This window comes from Psychrobacillus sp. Z16_25, assembly GCF_056856695.1.
The window spans coordinates 102,268-123,437 of record NZ_JBXEOV010000003.1; the positions used below are offsets into that span (position 1 = coordinate 102,268).

The 21,170-nt window shown below is 38.8% G+C and carries 17 protein-coding genes and 1 pseudogene; 3 read left to right on the forward strand and 15 right to left on the reverse strand.

The genetic code is table 11. The features are described from left to right. Nucleotides 1–103 precede the first annotated feature (103 nt). A complete protein-coding gene (locus tag AC1VU3_RS05055; protein WP_482982942.1) occupies nucleotides 104–1,339 on the forward strand; it encodes an IS110 family RNA-guided transposase in 1,236 nt (411 codons plus the stop codon). Between the two features lie 276 nt (nucleotides 1,340–1,615). On the opposite strand, the gene AC1VU3_RS05060 is transcribed toward AC1VU3_RS05055, so the two are convergent. The 4 genes and pseudogenes from AC1VU3_RS05060 to AC1VU3_RS05075 form a co-directional block, all read right to left on the reverse strand. Further along, nucleotides 1,616–2,524 (reverse strand): DUF2268 domain-containing putative Zn-dependent protease, encoded by a 909-nt coding sequence (locus tag AC1VU3_RS05060; RefSeq protein WP_482982943.1) that lies wholly within the window; start codon nucleotides 2,522–2,524, stop codon nucleotides 1,616–1,618. A gap of 406 nt (nucleotides 2,525–2,930) precedes the next feature. After that, entirely contained in the window at nucleotides 2,931–3,422 is a 492-nt protein-coding gene (locus tag AC1VU3_RS05065) for a hypothetical protein (RefSeq protein ID WP_482982944.1), read from the reverse strand. A 252-nt stretch (nucleotides 3,423–3,674) separates the two neighbouring features. Further along, entirely contained in the window at nucleotides 3,675–4,175 is a 501-nt protein-coding gene (locus tag AC1VU3_RS05070) for a HEPN domain-containing protein (protein ID WP_480388706.1), read from the reverse strand. 178 nt (nucleotides 4,176–4,353) lie between these two features. Next, nucleotides 4,354–4,536 (reverse strand): annotated as a pseudogene (locus AC1VU3_RS05075) (IS1595 family transposase); the annotation flags it as partial. Between the two features lie 261 nt (nucleotides 4,537–4,797). Here AC1VU3_RS05075 and AC1VU3_RS05080 point away from each other — a divergent pair. Then, nucleotides 4,798–5,802: a nucleoid-associated protein gene (locus tag AC1VU3_RS05080; protein WP_480388707.1), complete on the forward strand. Its 1,005-nt coding sequence runs from the start codon at nucleotides 4,798–4,800 to the stop codon at nucleotides 5,800–5,802. Nucleotides 5,803–6,121: 319 nt separating this feature from the next. Here the strand turns inward: AC1VU3_RS05080 and AC1VU3_RS05085 are convergent, their stop codons facing one another. From AC1VU3_RS05085 to fadH, 11 genes are all read right to left on the reverse strand, one after another. Then, a complete protein-coding gene (locus AC1VU3_RS05085; RefSeq protein ID WP_482982945.1) occupies nucleotides 6,122–8,710 on the reverse strand; it encodes a VWA domain-containing protein in 2,589 nt (862 codons plus the stop codon). Continuing rightward, a complete protein-coding gene (locus AC1VU3_RS05090) occupies nucleotides 8,694–10,448 on the reverse strand; it encodes a vWA domain-containing protein (protein WP_482982946.1) in 1,755 nt (584 codons plus the stop codon). The genes AC1VU3_RS05085 and AC1VU3_RS05090 overlap by 17 nt, the downstream gene beginning before the upstream one ends. A gap of 11 nt (nucleotides 10,449–10,459) precedes the next feature. Then, nucleotides 10,460–11,335 (reverse strand): DUF58 domain-containing protein, encoded by an 876-nt coding sequence (locus tag AC1VU3_RS05095; RefSeq protein WP_482982947.1) that lies wholly within the window; start codon nucleotides 11,333–11,335, stop codon nucleotides 10,460–10,462. Further along, nucleotides 11,332–12,324, reverse strand: coding sequence for an AAA family ATPase (locus AC1VU3_RS05100; protein WP_480388711.1), 993 nt, complete (start codon nucleotides 12,322–12,324; stop codon nucleotides 11,332–11,334). The genes AC1VU3_RS05095 and AC1VU3_RS05100 overlap by 4 nt, the downstream gene beginning before the upstream one ends. 9 nt (nucleotides 12,325–12,333) lie before the next feature. Next, nucleotides 12,334–13,749, reverse strand: coding sequence for a hypothetical protein (locus AC1VU3_RS05105; protein WP_482982948.1), 1,416 nt, complete (start codon nucleotides 13,747–13,749; stop codon nucleotides 12,334–12,336). Between the two features lie 162 nt (nucleotides 13,750–13,911). Next, nucleotides 13,912–14,763, reverse strand: a complete 852-nt coding sequence (locus AC1VU3_RS05110) for an ABC transporter permease (protein ID WP_482982949.1) — start codon at nucleotides 14,761–14,763, stop codon at nucleotides 13,912–13,914. 2 nt (nucleotides 14,764–14,765) lie between these two features. Beyond that, nucleotides 14,766–15,695 carry an ABC transporter ATP-binding protein gene (locus tag AC1VU3_RS05115; protein WP_482982950.1) on the reverse strand — a complete coding sequence of 310 codons (930 nt, stop codon included), beginning with the start codon at nucleotides 15,693–15,695 and terminating at the stop codon, nucleotides 14,766–14,768. Next, entirely contained in the window at nucleotides 15,692–18,091 is a 2,400-nt protein-coding gene (locus AC1VU3_RS05120; RefSeq protein WP_482982951.1) for a hypothetical protein, read from the reverse strand. The genes AC1VU3_RS05115 and AC1VU3_RS05120 overlap by 4 nt, the downstream gene beginning before the upstream one ends. Nucleotides 18,092–18,153: 62 nt before the next feature. Beyond that, complete coding sequence (locus AC1VU3_RS05125; RefSeq protein ID WP_482982952.1) at nucleotides 18,154–19,029, reverse strand: LysR family transcriptional regulator; 876 nt, start codon at nucleotides 19,027–19,029, stop codon at nucleotides 18,154–18,156. A gap of 90 nt (nucleotides 19,030–19,119) precedes the next feature. Then, complete coding sequence (gene cbpB / locus AC1VU3_RS05130; protein ID WP_480388717.1) at nucleotides 19,120–19,572, reverse strand: cyclic-di-AMP-binding protein CbpB; 453 nt, start codon at nucleotides 19,570–19,572, stop codon at nucleotides 19,120–19,122. 116 nt (nucleotides 19,573–19,688) lie between these two features. Beyond that, nucleotides 19,689–20,456: a 2,4-dienoyl-CoA reductase gene (fadH, locus tag AC1VU3_RS05135; RefSeq protein ID WP_480388718.1), complete on the reverse strand. Its 768-nt coding sequence runs from the start codon at nucleotides 20,454–20,456 to the stop codon at nucleotides 19,689–19,691. Nucleotides 20,457–20,643: 187 nt separating this feature from the next. On the opposite strand from fadH, the gene AC1VU3_RS05140 reads away from it, so the two are divergent. Further along, the gene (locus tag AC1VU3_RS05140) at nucleotides 20,644–21,111 is read left to right on the forward strand and encodes a YkyB family protein (protein WP_482982953.1); all 468 of its coding nucleotides are present in this window, start codon (nucleotides 20,644–20,646) and stop codon (nucleotides 21,109–21,111) included. Nucleotides 21,112–21,170 lie beyond the last annotated feature (59 nt).

The window sequence follows — 21,170 nt, forward strand, 5'->3', positions numbered from 1 at the left end:
TTAACACATGATTAGGCTGGTTGGGACATGGTGATCCCGTATAACAAGCGAAGATATGAATGACAAGGTAGATAGAGTTACTACGTTTAGGAGGAGATAGTTTATGAATCCAGTTGTTGGTCTGGATGTCGCAAAAGGTGAAAGTCAGGTTCAAATGTTCTTGGATAAAAAAATGCCCTATAAAAGCAGTGTGAAGGTTGAGCATACGGTGGAGGGTCTAGAAGAGTTACACGCTTATTTACTAGATTTAGAGCGTCAAACAGGGATGAAACCACCAGTTGTATTGGAATCAACGGGTCACTATCATGCGCCAGTTGTTCAGTTTTTAGAAGGAAAAGAGTACATTGTCATTATCGTTAATCCGTTAGTATCTTATCGAGCTAAAAGCTCTAACTTACGAAAAACGAAAACAGATGTAATAGATGCCTATCATTTAGGCGAGCTGTATTACAAGGAGGATTTAGAACCTCAGAAAAAGCGTGGGGTTCAGTTACTAAACCTTCGGCATTTGACAAGGCAACATGAAAATATGACTAGTATTATGGTTCAAACAAAGCTTCAATTTCAAGCCATCTTAGATCAAGTATTCCCTCTGTACAAAGGAGTTTTTGGTGATTTATACGCCGAGGTCTCCTTAAAGACCTTACAGGCCTACCCTACCTCTGAATCAGTCCTAGAATCAGGTGTAGAGGAGATTGCACAATTTATTGATGCGCACTGTAAGGCACGTTCGTCTAAATGGGCGTTTGAAAAAGCCGAAGCATTAATCCAAGCTGCAGAACGTAATCCATTTAAATCAACGCTTTATCAAAGCCTTTTAATTAGTTTAAATATGTATATTGATTTACTTCAAGCGTACCACCAACAGCTTTCTACGTTGGAGCGTGAGATTGATCAGTTAGCGGCACAACTTGAAGAATATGAATTACTCCAATCAATTCCCGGCGTAGGAGAAAAAATCGCAGCCACGATTATTTCAGAAATTGGGGAAATTGATCGGTTTAATCATCCGAAAAAGTTAGTAGCCTTTGCGGGGCTTGATCCAAGTGTGTTTGAATCTGGTCGTTTCAAAGGCACGAAAAATCATATCACTAAACGAGGCTCTGCAAGGCTTCGCCACATGCTTTTTACAGCAGTTCGCTGTTCCATTCGAGATAGTCGCAAAAAGAAAACAACGGATGAAACCATTGCACGAAATAAGCGATTACGAGACTTCAACGATTTAAAACGTGAAGAGGGCAAGCCTTATAAAGTAGCCATTATCGCATGTGCTAATAAGCTTTTACACTGGATTTATGCGATGTTAAAAACAAAAACACCGTTCCAAGAAACGCTTTAGTAACAACTTTTTCAAATAAAACAAAAACCTTCCAAATTAGATTCGGAGGGTTATTTGCGTTGCACATTTTTAGTATAGCATGAAGTAATTTTTATTTTAAAAGATTTTTATTGACAATCTATTAGCTGGTTTAGTGTAAGTACATTCTTTCACAAAGTTGATTTCCCTTAATGAAATAAGGAAGCTATTTATTTCTTTCATTACAGGAATGCTGCCCCTTTAGCCTCATAAGAAAAGACATTCAATTCGAAAGTAACTGGTTTAGTTTAATCTAGTTTAATCAAAAAATTTAGAGACTGTTATTATTTCTTCTGTAGGAGTCAGCGTTGCTTCGGCAATACTCTTGCTACTGTTGGCTAAGTATTTCTTAACCAAGTGGTAACCAATTGTATATCCTGCATTCTCTGATAAACCAACTGGATGATACCCTCGTTTTTTAGCAACCTCATCCCCAAACATATAAGCTGCTACTTCACCAAAACCTTTAGTCTTTCGTCCCTCTTTTATCACTTCAATTGAGTATGCCATCTCTTCTTTATCAAAATCTACAATCCAAGGTCCTATAAGCTCTCGCCCGTACATTTCTTCAGCAAAACATTCGGCTAAGCCTTCCAAGACTATATATTCTTCCACGGTCACATCACCGTGATTAAATGGCTCAAATGTAAAACGAACATTATGATTAAACTCGTGTGCTAAAGCAGATTTTAATCGTTTCTTATTAAAATCATTAGGAATAACCATTAGCATAATATATCCTGGTATTCCACCGAAGCCTGAATATCCATTATTTACTTTCATTTCTTGACTATCATCATCTCCTAAAAGAATACACACGTTGATTTTTTTTAGCGGAATCAAATAATCTACCTTTTCAAATTCATAAATTCCTTTTAAAATAACTTCTTGATATTCATCAAAAATTTTAGATTCTATAAGTTTTGGTAAATTATCTTTAACTTGTTGAATAGATTTTCTTGGAGTCCAAATTCCTAACATCTCCGATGCCATAACAACATCGTATCCATTGGGTTGCGTTGCTTTTAATGGTACATTTAAATAATCCCACATTGTTTTCATTGGTTGCATTAATTCATATCGAAATGAATTCTCATTAACATTCCCTAATAAACACTTATCATAGAAATCTAAGCTATTGATTAAATTGATTGTTACTTTTTCCATAGTATCCCCTCCTTATCTAACAGCTTAATCCTTGACGTTCCGTTAATGTAAAGATTTTAATCACTTATTGCGATTAACTTCAATTACTTAGTCTAGCTTCTATACAATTCATTATTGATATGGTTCATCGAAATAAATATTAAATTATTGATTTTCCTCGCTACGTCTATCTGTATTGAAAAATGAATAAAACAAAACATCCTATTCAACTAACCTGCCCCGTTTCTACAATAAGGAATCCAACAAAAAGAGCGTTAATCCTTCCTGGATCAACGCACCCGTTAGTAAAAGAACATCATTTCACAATCTTTCCAATATCCGCAATATCATTTAACTTACTGTGCAAGTGGGTTTTTATATGTTGAAAGTGTAGTTAAAGAAGTTTGAAGATATTTATATTCCCAGTTTATTCTTCTGGTTCCCCGATTAAATCCAAAATATAGTTATAGTCAAAAGTTGAATCTTCAATCTTATAATATCCACTTTTGAAACCAGGAATGGAGGAACTAATTCTAATTATATCAGGTGTATCTATAGATATATCAGAAATTAATATTGTATCAGATGCAACAGATTCTCCAAACTTTAACCTTCCATTGTAATACGTATTACTTTCATTGTTTTGCATTTCAATTGCAGTCTTATCTTTTAAAGGTTTTAAGTTTAAGCTGCCGAGATACTCCAAAACTTTCTTACAAGCGTTTGGATCTTGGCATTTTACATTAGTTTCCTCACCTTCAGGAAGGTTTTTGGTGATTATAAATTCAACATAGCTCTCAGATTTATATTCCTCAATAGGATTATGAGAAATATTATAATATATAAAATTAGTGTAAATATAAATAGAAGATAATGAAACAATAATAATTGCCATCACTAGATATATAATTTTTTTCATTTTATTTTTCCCCTCCTTTTCTTTTTGGAATAAATTACATCAACTAAAATCCCTGAATATTCCAATAACTAATTTTAACTTTTCTACAGACTTAGTTCAAGCACCATAATAACACCGACATATAAACCATCGGCATAGTTGCTTCTTTTCTTTTTGAACTAAACTGCCCCGTTAGTTCTATAAGAAAAAAGAGTTACCTAAGTACCTCATGAACTTTAACTACTCCTCTACTGCAAAAAGGATAAATAAAAATCAATCACCCTTTTTATTATTATGAACTAAGCTATGGAGCGTAAATAATAATTCCATCAAAAACAAAAAATTATAAGCCATATTACCTTGCTCGTACATGTAACGAAAAATCATATATGCTTGACCAATTTCATCAAGTTCTTGTTCGAATTTATCTATGGAAATATTTCCACAAGGGTGCTTTTTCTTTAAATCATCTTGTGTTTTCTCAGGTAATTTCTTAAATAATTTATAGAGATTATGTTCCCTTCTGCAATCAATATTCTGAATTAAAAGCAAGTATTTTAAATATAGTTCACATGCAAATGAAACGTTTGTTAAAAAAGCGTTCCTATAATCATTCAGAATCATATCCTTACATCTAATTGATACTTCAAAATACGCATTCGCTTCGTTGAGACAGTTTTCTGACCATCTTATATAATCTTCATCTGATTTCAAATCTGTCTTAGGATTTTTATGCATTTTTAAGTAAGCTGTCGAACGATTTTCTTTTTCCATAAAATTCACTCCAATAAGATTACATTTTCTTGTTTACATAGACAAATAAATAATCTTATAAATTGAAACACCTCAGAAGTAGTTAAAATGCTTACTCAACTAAATGAACCGATTGTGAACACAAATTAAACAACACTCTTCAACTAACCTGCCCCGTTAGTTGATTAAAGAAATAACCTTAAACAGAAAACTTAGATAATCCAAGTGTATCATATGTTTCAGCACTTGGAATTAAATTCCTTTTTTAAATATCATATTGTTCACCGTAACTTCATTTCTCTGTTGATAGATGCTTTCTAATATTTTAAACCACTCAAGGTAATTGTTTTAGATATTTGGTCGCCACACCGTTAAAACTCTGTTTCCTGTTAGCCGTCGGGAAAGCGTCCGACACCGTGGAACTTGAGGTTCAAAAAAGAAAGAAGTTATGATTCTAATCATAATATAGAACCATGTCTGCTTCTCATTTGATTTATCCCAACCCTCCTGCTTTTAATGATGAAGGAGTTCTTCATTCCTACATAAAATAACATTTTTCAGACTTCCATATTTCTATTACGAGGGAGAAGAAAATATGGTAAGGTAGAAATTCATTCATACGTGATTTTGGAAGGAGAAAGATATGCTAGACGTAAGCGAAAGTAAATTAGTGCAATATGTCGTCCATCATGTGAGTGACAACTTGATCTTGAGTGATGAGGCAGAAAAAGAACCTGAAGTGCTACTGGAAGCAGCTTTTACACAATTAGCCTTCCACAAAATTGATACTGACCAGCAATATGAATTTTTTCATGAAACCGAAATTGGGTTAAATGAAATATTTACTTATATAAATTCTGTTTTTTATTCAGCAGAAAATTTCTTGAAGCAATCTAGAAATATAGCAACTCATCTTCATAGTGTTTCTCAACACTCAAATATTAAAGAAGGTGAGCTTTTCATTGGCTTGTTTGAAAATTGTTTTTGGCATAATGAAACAACGAAGGCGATAGCCATTGTAAAAATTGAGGATAGAGAAATGTATCTCGATGTGAAGAATGAAGAAAACAACATGAAAATCCATGGTGTAGACGGAATCAATGTTAAAAAGGCGAACAACATGGCAGTTATCGTTGACAATGGTCCAGACAAATCACCAACTGTCTTCATCAAAACAAAGAAAAAGGAAGACGTAGTATATTGGCAAGAACGCTTCCTAAAGCTTAAGATAGCAGATGAAAGCTTCTACAAGACAAACCTTGCCTTAACGGAGTGTAAGAAGTTTATTTTAAAGGAAGAGAGTTTCTCTAATACCGAGAAACTTGGGTATTTGAACAAAACGCTCGATTATTTCCGAAAGGAAGAAGAGTTTGAAGTAGACGACTATGTAGAAGCAGTGTTTGATAAGCCTGACCCTGTCCAAAAGGATATTATTGTGAATGCAGTGAAGCCATACGAGACCGTCATATCAGAGGGAGCTATCGTAAAAGCGGAAAAGAGCTATAAAAGAAAAATAAAGCTAGACTCCAGCATTGAAATACAGGTAAATGTGCAAAACGTGGAGGAAGTCGAGCAGTTGATTGAACTTGGCTATGACGAAGCAACCAATCGAAAATATTATAAAATCTATTTCCAAGAAGAAGCATAAGAGACTAGAGAAAAAAGGACTTACAATTGAATCGTAAGTCCTTTCCTTTTTTACTATTATCGGTCACTACTGAGCGAAGTAGTGGTGCACTTCATCGCAAGATGATACTCTATTATCGCAAGTCCCTTCCTCAGGAGAACCTCAGCGCAAGATTGACCTGCTTAATCGCAAAATACCCTCGGTTAATCGCAAGATCCAACAGCATAATCGCAAGCACTAAAACCCCACATAAAAACCCCATTGTTAGACCCAGCTAACAATGGGGGTTCTAATTCTCCTGCTCTCGCTTTCCACCAGCGGACCAATTGGCATTCTATCTCTATTTCTTCGCCTTTATCAGCTGCTCCATGTTGCTTGTAATAACTGGCTCAGTTCGTTCTTCCACTTTCTTTCTTCGGAAAGGAGACAATAATAGGGCGAAACCAAACCTTCTGATTGTTATATCCAAGAAAAAGAGAATGACCGCAAGCAAGATTAAAAACTGCTGGATAGATTGTCTTTCGCTGCTCTTGTTATTCATTTCCCGGAAAGCTTCCGCTTCAGAAGTTAGTACCTTACCTCCTGTACTGCTTGCAATTATATCAAGCAAATCCGCGTTTGGCTTTTGTACCTTATATTCCTCACTGTATGGGATCGAGATTCCGGCTTGGTAAATTGCATTCTCTTCATTTGATATTCGGAAAAATACTAAGCCCGGATCGCTATCGACAGTTACTCTCGATTTTCCAGGAGATAACGGCTCAGAGTTGACCGGTAGCTCCTCTCCTTTTTCATTCACCGCAGCAACTTCAATAAATGAAGATTTACCGGTAGGATCTGTGACTGTATAGCTTCCGTCACTAGCCTTTTGAATTGTAAAAGGAACCTCGCTATAGGAAGGAAGCAGACGAGACACTGCAGTGTTCCAGAAATCTCCCCAGTTCTCCCATCTTGCGAGATCTCCACTCCATTCCCCTGTAGAATCAGAAGTAAATGCAATCGTTCTACCCAGGCCGTACATCCATTCCGCTAAAACCGGATCCTCTTTTTCACTTTCCGCTACAACCGAAGCAGTTTGCTTGGCTGTGGTAGCGATATATGCATTCATTTGAGGTACCCCATTCGCAAATAGGCTGGTCCAAGAAGGCTCCCCATAGATGATTGGATAAAATGGATTATCCTCAATATACGTTCGGGAGATCATCGCAGTTTCTCTCGCCATAATGGAAGGTATGGTCGATTCGTCTGCCACATCATAAAAGGTACCGGAGCCCCAATCTGCAAGATTCTCTAGGAGGCCTCTATCCGCATCCTGTCCTACCGCAACGGTGGAAACAGTGATATTTTTCTCGCCAGCGGTTTCTAACAGCTCAGAATATGCACTATTAGATGCTGACTGGCCGTCTGTCAAAAGGATAATATGCTTTCGCTGAAGCTTTAATTCTGCAAGATTCTCAACCGCTAAGGCTAAGCTCGTATAGATTTCGGTTCCGCCGCCTACCCCGACAGAGAGAATCGTATCCACTGCTTCTTCCTTGTCCTCTATGGTTGCAGTTTCAATGATTTCCCAAGGACGATCATCAAACGCAATAAAGCCAAGGGTATCCCCTTCTCTCAATAGCTCAACCGACCTTGCGGCTGCCTCTTTTGCATACTCCATTTTGGAGCCGGACATACTTCCGGATCTATCCATTACGATTACTAGTCCCAGGGACGGCAATTGCTCCTTCCCCTTCACTTCCATCTCTACCGGCAACAGTTTTTCGATAGGCGTTTTAAAATAGCCTCCAAGTCCATAGCTTTGATTGCCTCCAACCATCATAAAGCCAACACCGAAGTTTTTAACCGCCTGCTCGATTACTGTCATTTTCTCCTCTCCCACGACGTGTCCTGGCACATTGTCAAAGATGATTGCATCATAAGCGAGATAATTAGATAAATCGTAAGGTAGTGCACTAGCGTCTATGACATCCGTGCGAATTGCCTGTTGGTCTATTACAGTTGCGATATTTGAATGCTCTCGCTCATGGTTGACAATCAATAGACTTGGAGAGCTCTCCACATTTGTTACGCTCGTCAGCTTATTGTTTTCAATCAGTCCGTCGCCTTCTATCACTACCTGAGCATCGTATTTCAGTAGCCCCTCACCTTTTGCAGAATTTCGGAATGTGTAGCTATTCGTTCCCTGCTCAATTACAATTGGCTCTCGGAACAAGAGCTCGTCATTCTGGAATAATAGCAATTCCCCCTCTGCATTTTGGGTTGCTTCCAGTGTGACGTTGAGCTGCTGCTGTTCCCCTTCAAATGCAACTGGTGGAGTTTCAAATTCCGTAATTGCTACATCCTCCGAAGAGACTCGCTCAATCGGCACGACATCGATACTAATATTTCCTCCGGAGATTTTCATCAGCTCGTCGTTTACAGATCCAGCTGTTTCATTTCCATCAGAGAAAAGCACAATTCTAGTTGCTAAATTAGAATCCACAATGCCAGTTGCCAGCTGCAATGCTCTGGCAATATCCGTATTTCCTGGCTCCTTCATCGGAGAGAAGACTGGTAGATTTACTTTGCCATCCGTAATAGCAACCTCCGATTGGAAATCCTCCGCAAAGGTGTACACCCCGACGATATGAGTTTCCTTTTTCGATTCCAAGCTCTTTTCAATCCAACGTACTACTTCCTGCTCAGTGCCTTGAACAGATGCTGATTTATCTACCAAGAAAAGAACCTGTTCTTCCTTGACTGGGAGTAGAAGATAAAGATTTGTTAGGCCAAGAATAAGACAGAGAATCGCCACGATACGAAGTACGAATACCGTTTTCCCTTCCTTCCGGAGCGTTTTCTTATGCTTGATCCAAAACCAAACGAAATAGAGGACGATTGGGATGAGCAATAAAAAATATAGTGGTTGGTCAACTCTTAAATCCACGTCTTCTTTGCACCTCCCACTCTATGACAAATAAAACAAGTAACACGATTAATAAATAAGGTACAAAGGATTTTTCCTCATATGCCTTCTGTTTTTCTACTTCTGCTCCACCTATTGTATAAGAGCTACCCTTAACTATATTTTTTTCATTTTGGGAAATAGCTACAGAAAAGCTTCTTTCCTCTCCACCTGATCTTAATACATATAACCCTGGCTTTTTAGGAGCAATAAAGGATCCTCCATTTTCAATGGAATACTCATAGGAATCATCCATCGTGTAGATTTCCCATTCATTTGTTCCACCAAGCGATAGTGGTCTGCGTTCGTTTGGCGAGAACGTCCCAAGATATGCATTGCCATTAGAAAGCTGTTCCTTCACACTCCACATAAACAACGGGAAGGATGGGTTCAGTGGCCAGTCTGTCATTTGAATATCTGCTAGTACGACAATATCCCCTCGTGGTGATAGCTGGATAAAGGGATCCTCTCCCACTCTAGCAATCGTTGTATAGCCTTCTATACTTGGATAAATACTATCCACGTATATATTGCTTAAATCAGCAAAAGAAAAGAGTGAATGCTCCTCCATGGAAACCGAACCACTTGCCTCTTTTGCTATTTCATCGTTTCTTCCAATAAATAAGGAAGGGTTCTTTATCTGGTCTATCGAGCTAAACTGATTCGTCACGAGCACTCCATCCTCATCAATCATATTAATTTGCTCGGTTGGAACCGTACTGACATTTATATCAAGGGATTGAAATGCAGTCCTCACCAACGAATGCAGACTACCATCCACATAGACATTAGATAGCTGCTCCGCCATATAAATAGGAATTTCATTATCCAAGGCATAGGAATCTGCACTCTCTATTTTTGCCTTCAGATAGGATGAGCTTGCTAGATCATCAAAGGAAAGAGTGGTCGTCTCATTAGCGGCAATGGTTACCTTCTCTCTTTTAACTTCCTTCTCTTCATTTGAAATAATCAGAGTGGTCGTCTGTTCCTTATCTGACTGATTTTCAATCTGAATTAAGGCGGCAATTCCATTATTCGTTTTCGTTGCTCCAAATCGTTTAATCGATAGATTGGTCACCTCAGCTTGTATGCCTCGTACATTCCAAGTGACATTTTCATATTGTAAAGGAAGAGCCTGCTTATCTAGGTGATCTGTAAATACATAAACCGATGTAGCCTTCTGTTGAAAAAAGGATTGCGCAAAATCCAATGATTTGGGCATATTCTCTTCCTCATAGGTTAACGCAAGCTTTTCTATCGCTTCTTTTATTTCCTTTATATCCGTACTTTGTCGTACGACCACTTTAGGTTGGTTGCCCGTGGTAATCAAGGTAAAAGGTTTATCTGATAATTGCTCGGTTAACTGAAGCATTTCTTTTTTATGTATTTCAAGTAAGCTTTCTCCCTCCACAGAGGTTTCCATCGTTGCAGAGGTATCGACTAGGAAAATAACTTGTTCCCCAGCCAGAGCCTCCGTTTTCCAAAATGGCTGAAGAAGGGCAAGCACCAGCAGAAGCATTGCAAGCATCTGTAGATAAAACAAGGCATTTTTTTGGAGATGCTTCAAATAAGGAGATGCCTTCGTTTCCTTCATTATCTCCTCCCAAAAGAGAGTAGAGGAAACAGCCTGCTTTTTATATTTTTTTCGAAAGAAATAATACAAGAGAACCGCTAATGGAAAGATAAGTGTCCATAAATACGGTAATTGACTAAACCCCAAATTTGCTCACCTCATTGTACCCAGTTTGCTCGCATTAGCTGATGAAATAAAACATGGGAGACCCCTTCGTTCGCATTCACCTGCTGAATTCTCACACCATATTTTCTACATAATAATTCTAAGCCTCTCTGGTGCTGACGCATTTCTTTTTCATAGTTTTCCAATACTCTTGGAGACATCGAAATATTGAGTTGCTGTGCTGTTTCCACATCTTCCAGTTGTACATCTCCCAAAAAGGAAGGAGAAAGCTCTTCATCCGTCACTACTTGGAGAATTCGTATATCTCCAGCAAATTTCGGTAGCTTTTGCAAAAGTGTTTCCCAATATTCAAGCTTTTCTAGGCAATCAGACACGATAAATAAAACGGTACTATCCTTTGGCAAATGAGATGGGACAGACTTCGCAAAGCTATTCGTCAGCGTCGGCTCCGGTATATCGGACACAAATTTCGTGAACGCCTGTCGGTAGGTTGCTCCCTTTCTTCTAAAAGGTAGAACCTTCTCCTCCGTAGCCACAGAGAATGATAGTCGATCATCCCTCTGCAGCACAATCATGCCCAAAGAAATAACTAGCTGCTTCGCAAAGCTCCACTTTAGGGTACCACCCATCGATTTAGTAGAATCCAGTAGAATATGAACTCTCATTTCCTGTTCATCTAAAAATCGTTTAATAAAGTATTTATCCGTCCTTGCATACACATTCCAATCGATTTGACGCACATCATCCCCAGGATTGTATTCACGAAAATCAGAGAAGTCAAGGGATGCACCAAAACGCTGAGAGCGATGGGACCCTTTATGCTGTCCACGTAGCTTTGACTTAGTGGCAATAGATAGGCGACTAAGCTTGCCTGCCCAATCTCTCGGTATTAAATGCTCACTACTCATACCGATTGTCCTTGTTTGATCGTTTGTAGAATAACCTCAATTAAATCGTCAGCGGATTTACCTTCTGCTTCTCCTTCATAATTTAAGAGCAGACGATGTCTAAGTACCGGCTTAGCCACGGTTTTAATGTCCGCAATCGATACATGATATCTTCCAGCAACTAATGCACGAGCCTTTGCAAGCTTAATCAAACTTTGTAAACCACGAGGACCGCTGCCATACTGAACGTATTGTTTAACTTCCGGTACACTTGTAGAATCAGGATGGGTAGCAGTGATAATATCGACAGCGTATTCTAGCATATCATCCGCAATTAATACTTCTTTGACCATCTGCTGAGCATGAATTAATTCCTCGGCATTCATGATTTTTTTAAGCGAAATTACCTGAGCTCCTGTCGTTCTCTTCATAATTTCCATTAGATCTTCTTTGGTTGGATAGGAAACGAGTATTTTACAGAGGAATCTATCCATTTGCGCTTCTGGTAGTGGATAAGTTCCCTCCATTTCAATTGGATTTTGAGTCGCTAAAACAAAGAACGGCTTATCCATTTGCTTTGTTTCCCCAAGCACAGTAACAGTTTTTTCTCCCATTGCCTCTAAAAGCGCACTTTGTGTTTTGGGTGTAGCACGGTTTATTTCATCCGCAAGCACCATTTGACTGAAAATAGGTCCCTTTTGGAATGTAAATTGTTGCTTGCCGTTCTCCATTCTTTCAATCATACTAGTCCCTGTTATATCCGATGGCATTAAGTCAGGCGTAAATTGAATACGAGAGAAGGAAAGATCCAGCACCTCGGATATCGTTCGGATTAACATCGTTTTCCCAAGACCCGGAAGCCCTTCTAGAAGAGCATGGCCGTCTGCTAGCACACAATAAATAGAAAACTCCACTGCTTCCCTTTGCCCAACGATAAATTGGCCAATTTCTTCTCGAACTTCTTCGAGTCGCTTACTCATTTTTACGTATTCCTCTGTTGTTAACGTCATATGCTCCTCCTAATTGTTTTCTACTGAAGAAAAGTAGTCTTGAACAATTCTTTGTAAGTCAGATGGTAGCTGCATACGCTGGGAGCTTTTGAGGTAGGAGTCACTGTACTCATTAATTACCTCTTCATAAGGTCTTACAGTCCCTTTCGTTACTGGGCCCTCTGCCTCCTGCTCGCTAGCTGCTTGCCCTTCTCCTAGCTTTCCTCCATCCACGCTTGTGGATCCAGAGCCTCCGATTCTAGAAGGGATGGAAAGTAAATCTCTTCCCCCTGAGCCTTGACCAGCTCCACTACCACCCTGACCTGAACCGGAACCTGAGCCAGATCCTGAACCTTGACCCTGTCCTTGACCCTGACCCTGCCCTTGACCCTGTCCTTGACCCTGTCCTTGTCCTTGACCTTGTTGTCCCTGCCCTTGACCTTGTTGACCCTGTCCTTGTTGGCCGCTTCCCTGTTGCCCTTGGTTTTGGCCAGCCTGACCGTTTCCTTGCTGGCTTTGTCCCTGTTGAGTATTACTGTTGCTTTGGTTATTAGTACTCTGACTGTTTCCTTGAGCTAAATTTCCAGCGTTGAAGGGAAGTCTTTTCCCCATGTTACTTAGGGAGGTTTGAGCGTTTCCTGCACTATTCGCAAGAGACTGATTTGCATCCTCTAACGCTGCTAGCTCTTTTTGCTCCTCGGCTGTTAAAGAGGATTCACCAGAGCCCTCCTCCGAAAGCTTCTTCTTTTCCTCTAACTTTTGCTCCTTTAACGCTAGCTCTTTCTGCTTTTTCACGATCTCCCGTAGAGCTTCCTCTGCATTTTCTGCATCCTTCAGCTTTTCCTTTAACTCTTGGACCTCTTTTTTCACAGATTCGGGGAGATCTTTTTTCTCCAGCTTCTCTATCTCTTTTTTCATTTCTTGAACAATTTTCTTTTCTTCCTCCACATCCTTCGCCTCTAACTGAGTTGCAGATGGAAGTGCGTAAAGAACAAGCACGAAGGCCAGCATCAAAAGCATCCCGAAGAATGTTTTCGGTTTAAAGAAGAACTTCTTCCTCTTTTTAAAGCCTTCATACGCCTGCTTACTATCCGCCAGTGCCTTCTGTACAAGCCCTTTTGCTAAATCGGACGTTTCTTTTAAAAACGAAACAGCTGAGATAAGAAGATTATCCTTAAAAAACGAATCCAACTCTCGGATAGCAGCATCTGTCGATGGTCTCTTCCAAAATGCATAAACACATACAGAAAACAGCACGACACTTCCCGAAAGCAGTGCAATCTCGAGATAAAAAGGTAAGACAAACAGTCTGGAAATTAGCAGAATAGCAGCACTCACTGCTAATCCAAACAACAGACCTGTTTGCAGCATTCTGATAACATATTCGAATGTAAGGCTGCGTTTTGCCTTCTTAATGAAATCGATTAGGTGATTTCTGCTATTCATCTATTTTCCTCCTTGTTATTTTTTATCCCGCATTAAGGGACAGTAAGACTCCCACTTCAAGATGGCAAAAGAAATGAGACGGCTAAGTGGAAGGTCAACTGTCCCTAAAAGCCCGATTGGTTCAACTAATGCTTGGTGGGGGATAAAGAAACCCCCCACCAATCAAAGTTTCACTTTATTTTTGTTCATTTTTACGCGAAGCTTCTTGACAGATATAAATACAGTTAAAACTGTTAGTAGAATATAAAAAATTGCATACGTTGCCCAAACTGGAAAATCGATATTAGTAGTTTCATTAATAAAATCATTAGACCCTGGAGTAACCAATGTCATCATAAGGACAATTGGATTGATACCAGCAAAAAAGTACCCAACTGGAGAAGAAGATACAGCACCGCTTGCCATACTACTCATTCCTGTGATGACTAAGTAAATAAAACCAGTTACTGCCGTTAAGAATATCATTGTTCCATATGTCGCAATCATAGCTACAATGGTTTTTCGAATGATTGTAGAATACATAATACCGATTCCACCGATAGCCAGCATGGTTAAAAAGAAATACAAGAATATTAACCCAAGCTGACCAGGAGATACTCCTCCAAATAAGAACACTAGGCTATATATAGGAAGACCTGCTACCATCAGTAAAACTAAAAATGAGATAGAGGAAGTAAGCTTTCCTACAATAATTTGAAAAGATGTTTGAGATGTAGTCAATAAAATATTTAGTGTTTGCTTTTCTCTTTCAGAGCTAATTGCCCCGGCAGTAAGACCAGGAGTGATAAATAAAATTAACCCTAGCTGAATGAACGTCAGCATAATAAACATGAAAAAGCTTTCCTCTGGTCTAAAATAACCTGTTCCAGTAAAGGAAGTAGTAAGCATGATAAAGCCGAATACAAACACAGACATAGCAATCAAGTAAAATAAAATACCTATAAAGCTCTTTAAGGAGCGAAAGCGAAGTTTGATCTCTTTCGTCAAGACTGGATTAGAAAATACCTGCTTCATCATTATTTCGCTCCCTTCGTAATTTCCATAAAGACATCCTCTAAATCTGTTTCCGCTTCTGAGAATGAGATGATTCGAATGTCAGCATCCATCGCCTTCTTCAATAAACTAATCTGATCATCCTCCGACCCTCTATAACTAAATGTGACAGTATGTTTTACTTCATCTGTCTCTACTTTGGAAGCGAATGGATCTTCTTCAAAGAAAGTAGCTGCATTTTCAAGTAATCCTTTGACTTTGACTGTGATGTATCTCTCGCCAGCAAGCTGAGTCTGTATTTCTGATACAGAGCCATGTGCAATCAAGCGGCCGCCATCGATTACCCCAATTTCATCACACATTTCCGCTAACTCGGGCAGAATATGGGAGGAAATTAAAATAGTTTTTCCCATATCCTTTAATTGTCTTAGTATATCCCGCATTTCGATACGTGCCCTAGGGTCTAATCCGGATGCTGGTTCATCGAGTATCAATACCTTTGGATCATGAATAAGCGCTCTCGCCAAGCAAAGACGCTGTTTCATCCCTCTCGATAATAAGTCTACGTATGAATATCTTTTATGAGATAGATTAACAAGTTCTAGAAGCTGTGGAATCAGTACTTGACGCTCTGCCTCTGAGATACCGTAGGAGGCACCATAGAAATCTAAATATTCTTCAGCCTTTAGCTGATCATACACGCCAAAAAAGTCTGGCATATAGCCTATTTGTTTTCTAACCTCATGTGGCTCTGTTCGAACACTTTTTCCATTTACAAATGCTTCACCGGAGGTTGGCTCTAAAAGTGTTGCCAATATAGAAAAGGTTGTTGATTTACCTGCACCATTCGCACCAACAAATCCAAATACAGTTCCTTCTTGCAAGGAAAGATTTAAATCATTTAAGGCATAGAAGGAGCCATACTTTTTGGTAAGTCCTTTAATTTCTATCATTTCGATACATCCCCTTTCACACGAATCTCTGGCAGTCTTGTATAAGGGTCACCATGCATCGATTTTTTAATCAATTTATATCGGACCTCACCATCTGGGTTAATATATCTCTCTAAATCTTCCGTCACAGTAAAACGGCTTTCCTCAATTGCTTCATACAGTTCTGTTTGATAGTTATAGACCTCTACTGTTAAATTATTTCGATCTGTATTAGCTACCTGCAGCTGTTTATAGGTTACCTTCTCTCTCGGAAGTGTATCAGGCATACTCCAACTCACTTGATATTCTCCATCGTCCAAATACCATTCCAGATTGGACGTATTCTCTGCAGGCTCCATCATTTTTCCGTATTCATCAGTCGTAATATCGATATCAAAAATAGTCGCTGGCAATACAAATTCCCCAGCAAATGTCGTTTCAGCTTGGAACGGCTGGATTAATAAATGAAGGGACGACAAATCTGCTTTTTTGTCTTTCAGCTCTACTGGTAGTAAATGATCCTCCGCAAAGCCTGTAATAGCAGGACTATTGCCTACTTGGTCTAGTAATTTACTAGAAGAATATAAAAACTGCATTCTTTGTGTCTTTAAATCCATATTACTTGTCGGATTAGTATACCAGTTACTGTTAATATAAGGATTTGCAGTAGGAGTCAGCATGACAGTACCTAAATCCTTATTGACTGAAATCTCTTCACCAGGCTGGATATCTCCAAGCTGAATGAGCTTTGTACCAGACCAAACGGCAGCATCCTTTACAGTAAAGCCAAAGTCATTCTTAATCGTACCAATTAGCTTACTAGCCTCTACTCGTAAATCCACATCAAAGCTTCCAACATTTTCGATTCGAGTACTACCGAACAAGGAGGAGACAGTCCAGTACCCAACATCCCGGAAGGTCAGCTCACTAGCTGAAGCACTTTTCTCTTGAATGACATTCTCATGTATATTGTCGGAACTTCCAGTTAATCCATTATAGTTTTGCTGAGCTGACATTTGCGTACTCGAAGGAGCCGTGAAAGTAAAATCTCCTCCTTTATTGCTCAACAAAGCTTGCGCATAATAGCCATTCACACTCTTGTCTTCATTTACATATAAGAAGGAGGAAGCTTGAACCTGTGGCTTTGCAATCCGGTCCTTTGCACCATAACCAAAAATTGCAGCTGAGGCAACAATAGATATAACAGGGATAATAACCCAAGCATATTCTCGCTTATCCTTTCTCTTCAGCAGGAAATAAAGCAACGGACCAACTAAAATCATATAAATAATAACGATTGTTATCATAAGTGGGGTAGAAACCTTAAAAGAACTAAATAAAGAATTCGTATTTCCTACCTCATAAATCAAGTTATCTAAAGGATAATAACCGTAATTCATACTCGTATTGTTTTGCTTCTTTACGGAGTTTAATAATGTCAGCATCAAATCCTTATATACTGGATCCTTTGCTAATGGGTCATCTCCAAGAGAAAAGGTCGTTTGAATAACTGCCCCGCTTCCAATCTGTTGCTTTGCAGCTACAATATGCTCTCCCAGTTTAAATAGCGGTACAGCACCTTCTTTCAAGGAAGAATCATAGATTTTCAAATCATTTGTCAATACATTCTTCCCAGTTAACGGCTTTATTTCTTCTGGTGAAAGAGTAGCTGTAGAACTAGACAGCGTAAGAGGCAGGTTTTCCGCTAGCAGGCCAAGCTCTGCTGCAGTGTTATCCGATGCACCTACAAGTAGATAGCCCCCATTTGCAACATAATCCTTTATCGCCTGTTGCTGCCTTTCCTCTAAATCAGCAAGTACATATTCATCTACAATAAGGAAATCTGCCATTTCCCAGGCAACCGCTTCATTGGGAAAGCTAAAATGAGTTTGCTGTGCTAAATGGAACACTTGGTTATTATTTTTTAACTGCTTAAACACGCCTAGCCTGTCTGCACTGTCCGTAAGTGTCATGTAGAAAAAAACAGAAGGATCTGAAAAATTGGCTCTCAGGTTCTTAGTCCCTTTATAATCGATAGACTTTCCTTTTTCCCAGCCGCCTTCATAGAAATGGATTGATTTGGTATTCGGATTATTGTTGTACATATAATCTTCCCCAAGACCCGCTAGTGCCAGCTGTATCGTTTTCGTTTCACCCGCTGCAATATCAAATGGGATCACTTGCCCACTACCTAGTGAATAGCTTTCCATTACATCTAAAACGATATCACCTGAAAACGCATCACCCGTATTTTCAACAGTGATGGTAATAGGAAGTCCTTTACCGAGTTTAGCCTTTCCGTTTACTCCTGCTGTAATCTTTACTTGAAGAGTTGGTTCTGCAGCTGCACTTATTGGCAATAAATGAACGAATAAGAAAATAGCTATGAATGCCAAGGCAAGCTTTTGAAAGCGCATAGTATGTCCCCCTTAATTTATACATATATATAATTAGTACGTTTCTAAAGCATGTAGGTTCCTTAATAAAGATTTTTTGTGTATCTTCCGACAATTTTCACAAAAGCTTCCACCTGTGGTAAATCAAAAGCTGATTCATAGCCAATTAACCAAGTATCTCTTGTCAGTTCAAACTCCTCCTCATTATTCGTTAAAGGAATTTTGTTTACCTGCTCTTTTCCAGTTAACGTGATAGAGGGTAGTATTGCATAACCAATTCCATTTAACGCCATTTGCTTACAGGTTTCGATTTGATCCACAATAATCTGTCTCTTCGGATTGATAGAGAAATGCTTTTGCCACCATTGCTGGATTTCTTGATAATAATTTGAATCACTTTTAAATTGAATAAATGGTTTTTCTGTAGTCAGCACATCATCGATCGAGGTCATCTCTTGGTCAACTAAATACATAGTGTCTCGAAACAAATGAATTTTTTTCCCCTTCCAATCTGTTTGCCCCCTTACAATCCCGATTTGCGCTTCCCCATCATAAATCGACTTCACAATTTCCGAGCTCCATCCTGTAAGAAGCGATATTTTTGCCTCGGGATACGTTTGGACAAACTCCTTTAATACTTTTGGGAGCCAGTTTTGCCCCACAATAGATGCACATGCAATTTTAAGAGTACCGTGCACTTTGGAGGTTAAGGATTGTATCGCTTCAAATACCTCCTCCTTTTCCTCCAGCATTTTATTGGAAAAATTAATTACCAGCTCTCCCTCAGGCGTAGGGGTAAGGCCTTTTTGCGAGCGCAAGAAAAGCTTTGCTTGCCACTCTTTCTCTATAGTTTGTAGTCTTAAAGATAACGCAGGCTGTGAGAGAAATAATCTTTCAGCAGCCTTACGCATATTTTGCTCCTCCGCTAAAATCTTAATGATATAAAAATCTGAAGTCATATGCGCCCCTCTTTTCTTTTCACTCGTCCTTTATTCCTCAAAAAAAGAAGACCCTTTCAGTTAAAAAGGCCTTCTTTTGTTTGTATTTAATTATACTTGAGTTTCATTTGTTTGGTATAAATACTTCTTCATTTGTTTTAAAATAACGCGTCTTGTCAAAATCCCTAAAAAAGTATTTTCATCATCCACTACACAGACATACGGATTATTCACCAGTAAATCTAATCCACGTTGAAACTTATCCTCGATATGAATCGTAGCTATATCGCTTTTCATAATTTCATCTACTTTTATTTCCGGGAGGCGTTCATATTCGATATGTTCCATCCCAAGTATTTCATCTGTAATTTGCTGTGCACTGATAAGCCCTTGTAATCGATATTTTACGTCTAATACAGGAATAGAGGAATAGCCTGTCTTTGTTAGTACAAGCAATGCATGCTCTGCATTATTACCTAATTGGACATGGGCAACCTTTTCAGCTGAAATGATATAGTCCTTAATAGGCCGTTGTAAAAAATCCTTACTACTTACAATAATCATTGAATTCTACTCCTTTGTTTTGTTTCCATTTAAATGAAAACAACCCCTATAAAGCTTATGATAGCATAAAAAAGGAATAAAAAACTATGAAATCGTTTACATATATTCATAATTTTTTAGAATGGGAATTGATTAAGCCATTGTCCGCCATCAAGCGTTACAATCTCTCCATTCATATAAGAAGCCTTGTCAGATAGCATAAATGCCGCAAGCTCCGCAATCTCCTCTGGTTTTCCAAGACGACGTAATGGGACAGATTGAATCGTTCTTTTCGCTGCCTCTTCAGATTCCCATAGCTTCCCTGCTCCTCCAGTTCTCTCGATTGGTCCAGGTGCAATTGCATTCACTCGGATACCATACTTACTGCCCCATTCAACTGCTAACGTTCGAGTTAATGACATAACACCTGCTTTTGCAGCTGCAGAATGCACTACTCCAACACCAGCACCCCATGCATAGGTTGCTAGCATATTAATCATGCAGCCTTTTGTCCCTTTCTCAATCCAATAGTTTCCTACTGCATTGGAGCAATAAAATGTTCCGTTTAATACAATATCAATAACAGCCTTCCAACCATTAGGGGAAAGTTTTGCACTTTCAACTATAAAGTTCCCTGCCGCGTTATTGATTAAACCGTCAATACCACCAAATGTTTGATCTGTAAACTCAACCATTGCAGCAACATGCTCTGGGTTCCGTACATCCATTTGAAAAATCGCTATCTCACTACCATATGCTTTTATTTCCGTTTTCGCGCTTTCTAGCTTTTCTAAATCTCTCCCAGTAATGACCACGTTTGCTCCCTCTGAGACAAACTTCATCGCCATATGCTTCCCCATCCCACTTGATCCACCTGTAACAATAATTGTTTGGCCTTTTAACATTGTCATACACCCCTTTTTAATGAATGAACATTCACTCATATAATACCATATAAATTCATTTGATTCACAATTCAAAAATTTATTTCCCTAAGTATTTTAATAAGATAATATTTTTTGTTTATTCTACACAAATGCAAGGAAAATTGGTATGATAGTTCTATCATTTCGTATAAAGGAGGGAGATTATATGCCAGATAATAATACTAGTCAACAGCTCGCTACAGCTATCTATACAGTTAATAGACATGCTAAAACTGCAATAGATAATAAACCACTTTATGAGCTCAAAAAACAGGCAATTCAAAAAATGCTCAAGGAAAATAAAGCGAAGAAAATTGGTCTACATTTCGTTCGCAACCCCAAAAAAAGTCAACAGCAATCCTCCGTACTAATCCAATGTGCTGATTATTATTTTCATATGATTCCTGTGAAGGAAGACTTTAAAATTCTCCCGCACCTTGGGCATCTCGATGACAATTATCGAAACCCTATTAGAAAAATGAACCTTCGAACGGCGAAGCAAATACTCCTTGACTATCTTGGACCTCAATATACTTACACAAAAATAAAGAAGCCGACTAAGAGTTGTGTTTCGAAATACACGAAGGTACCTAACAAGCTCCCTCAACGGATGAAGTCTTATTTTGACAGATAATTCAATTTTCTTATATGCAAGGAAGGGGTGTCCCATAAGTTTTCTGCTTATGGAGACAC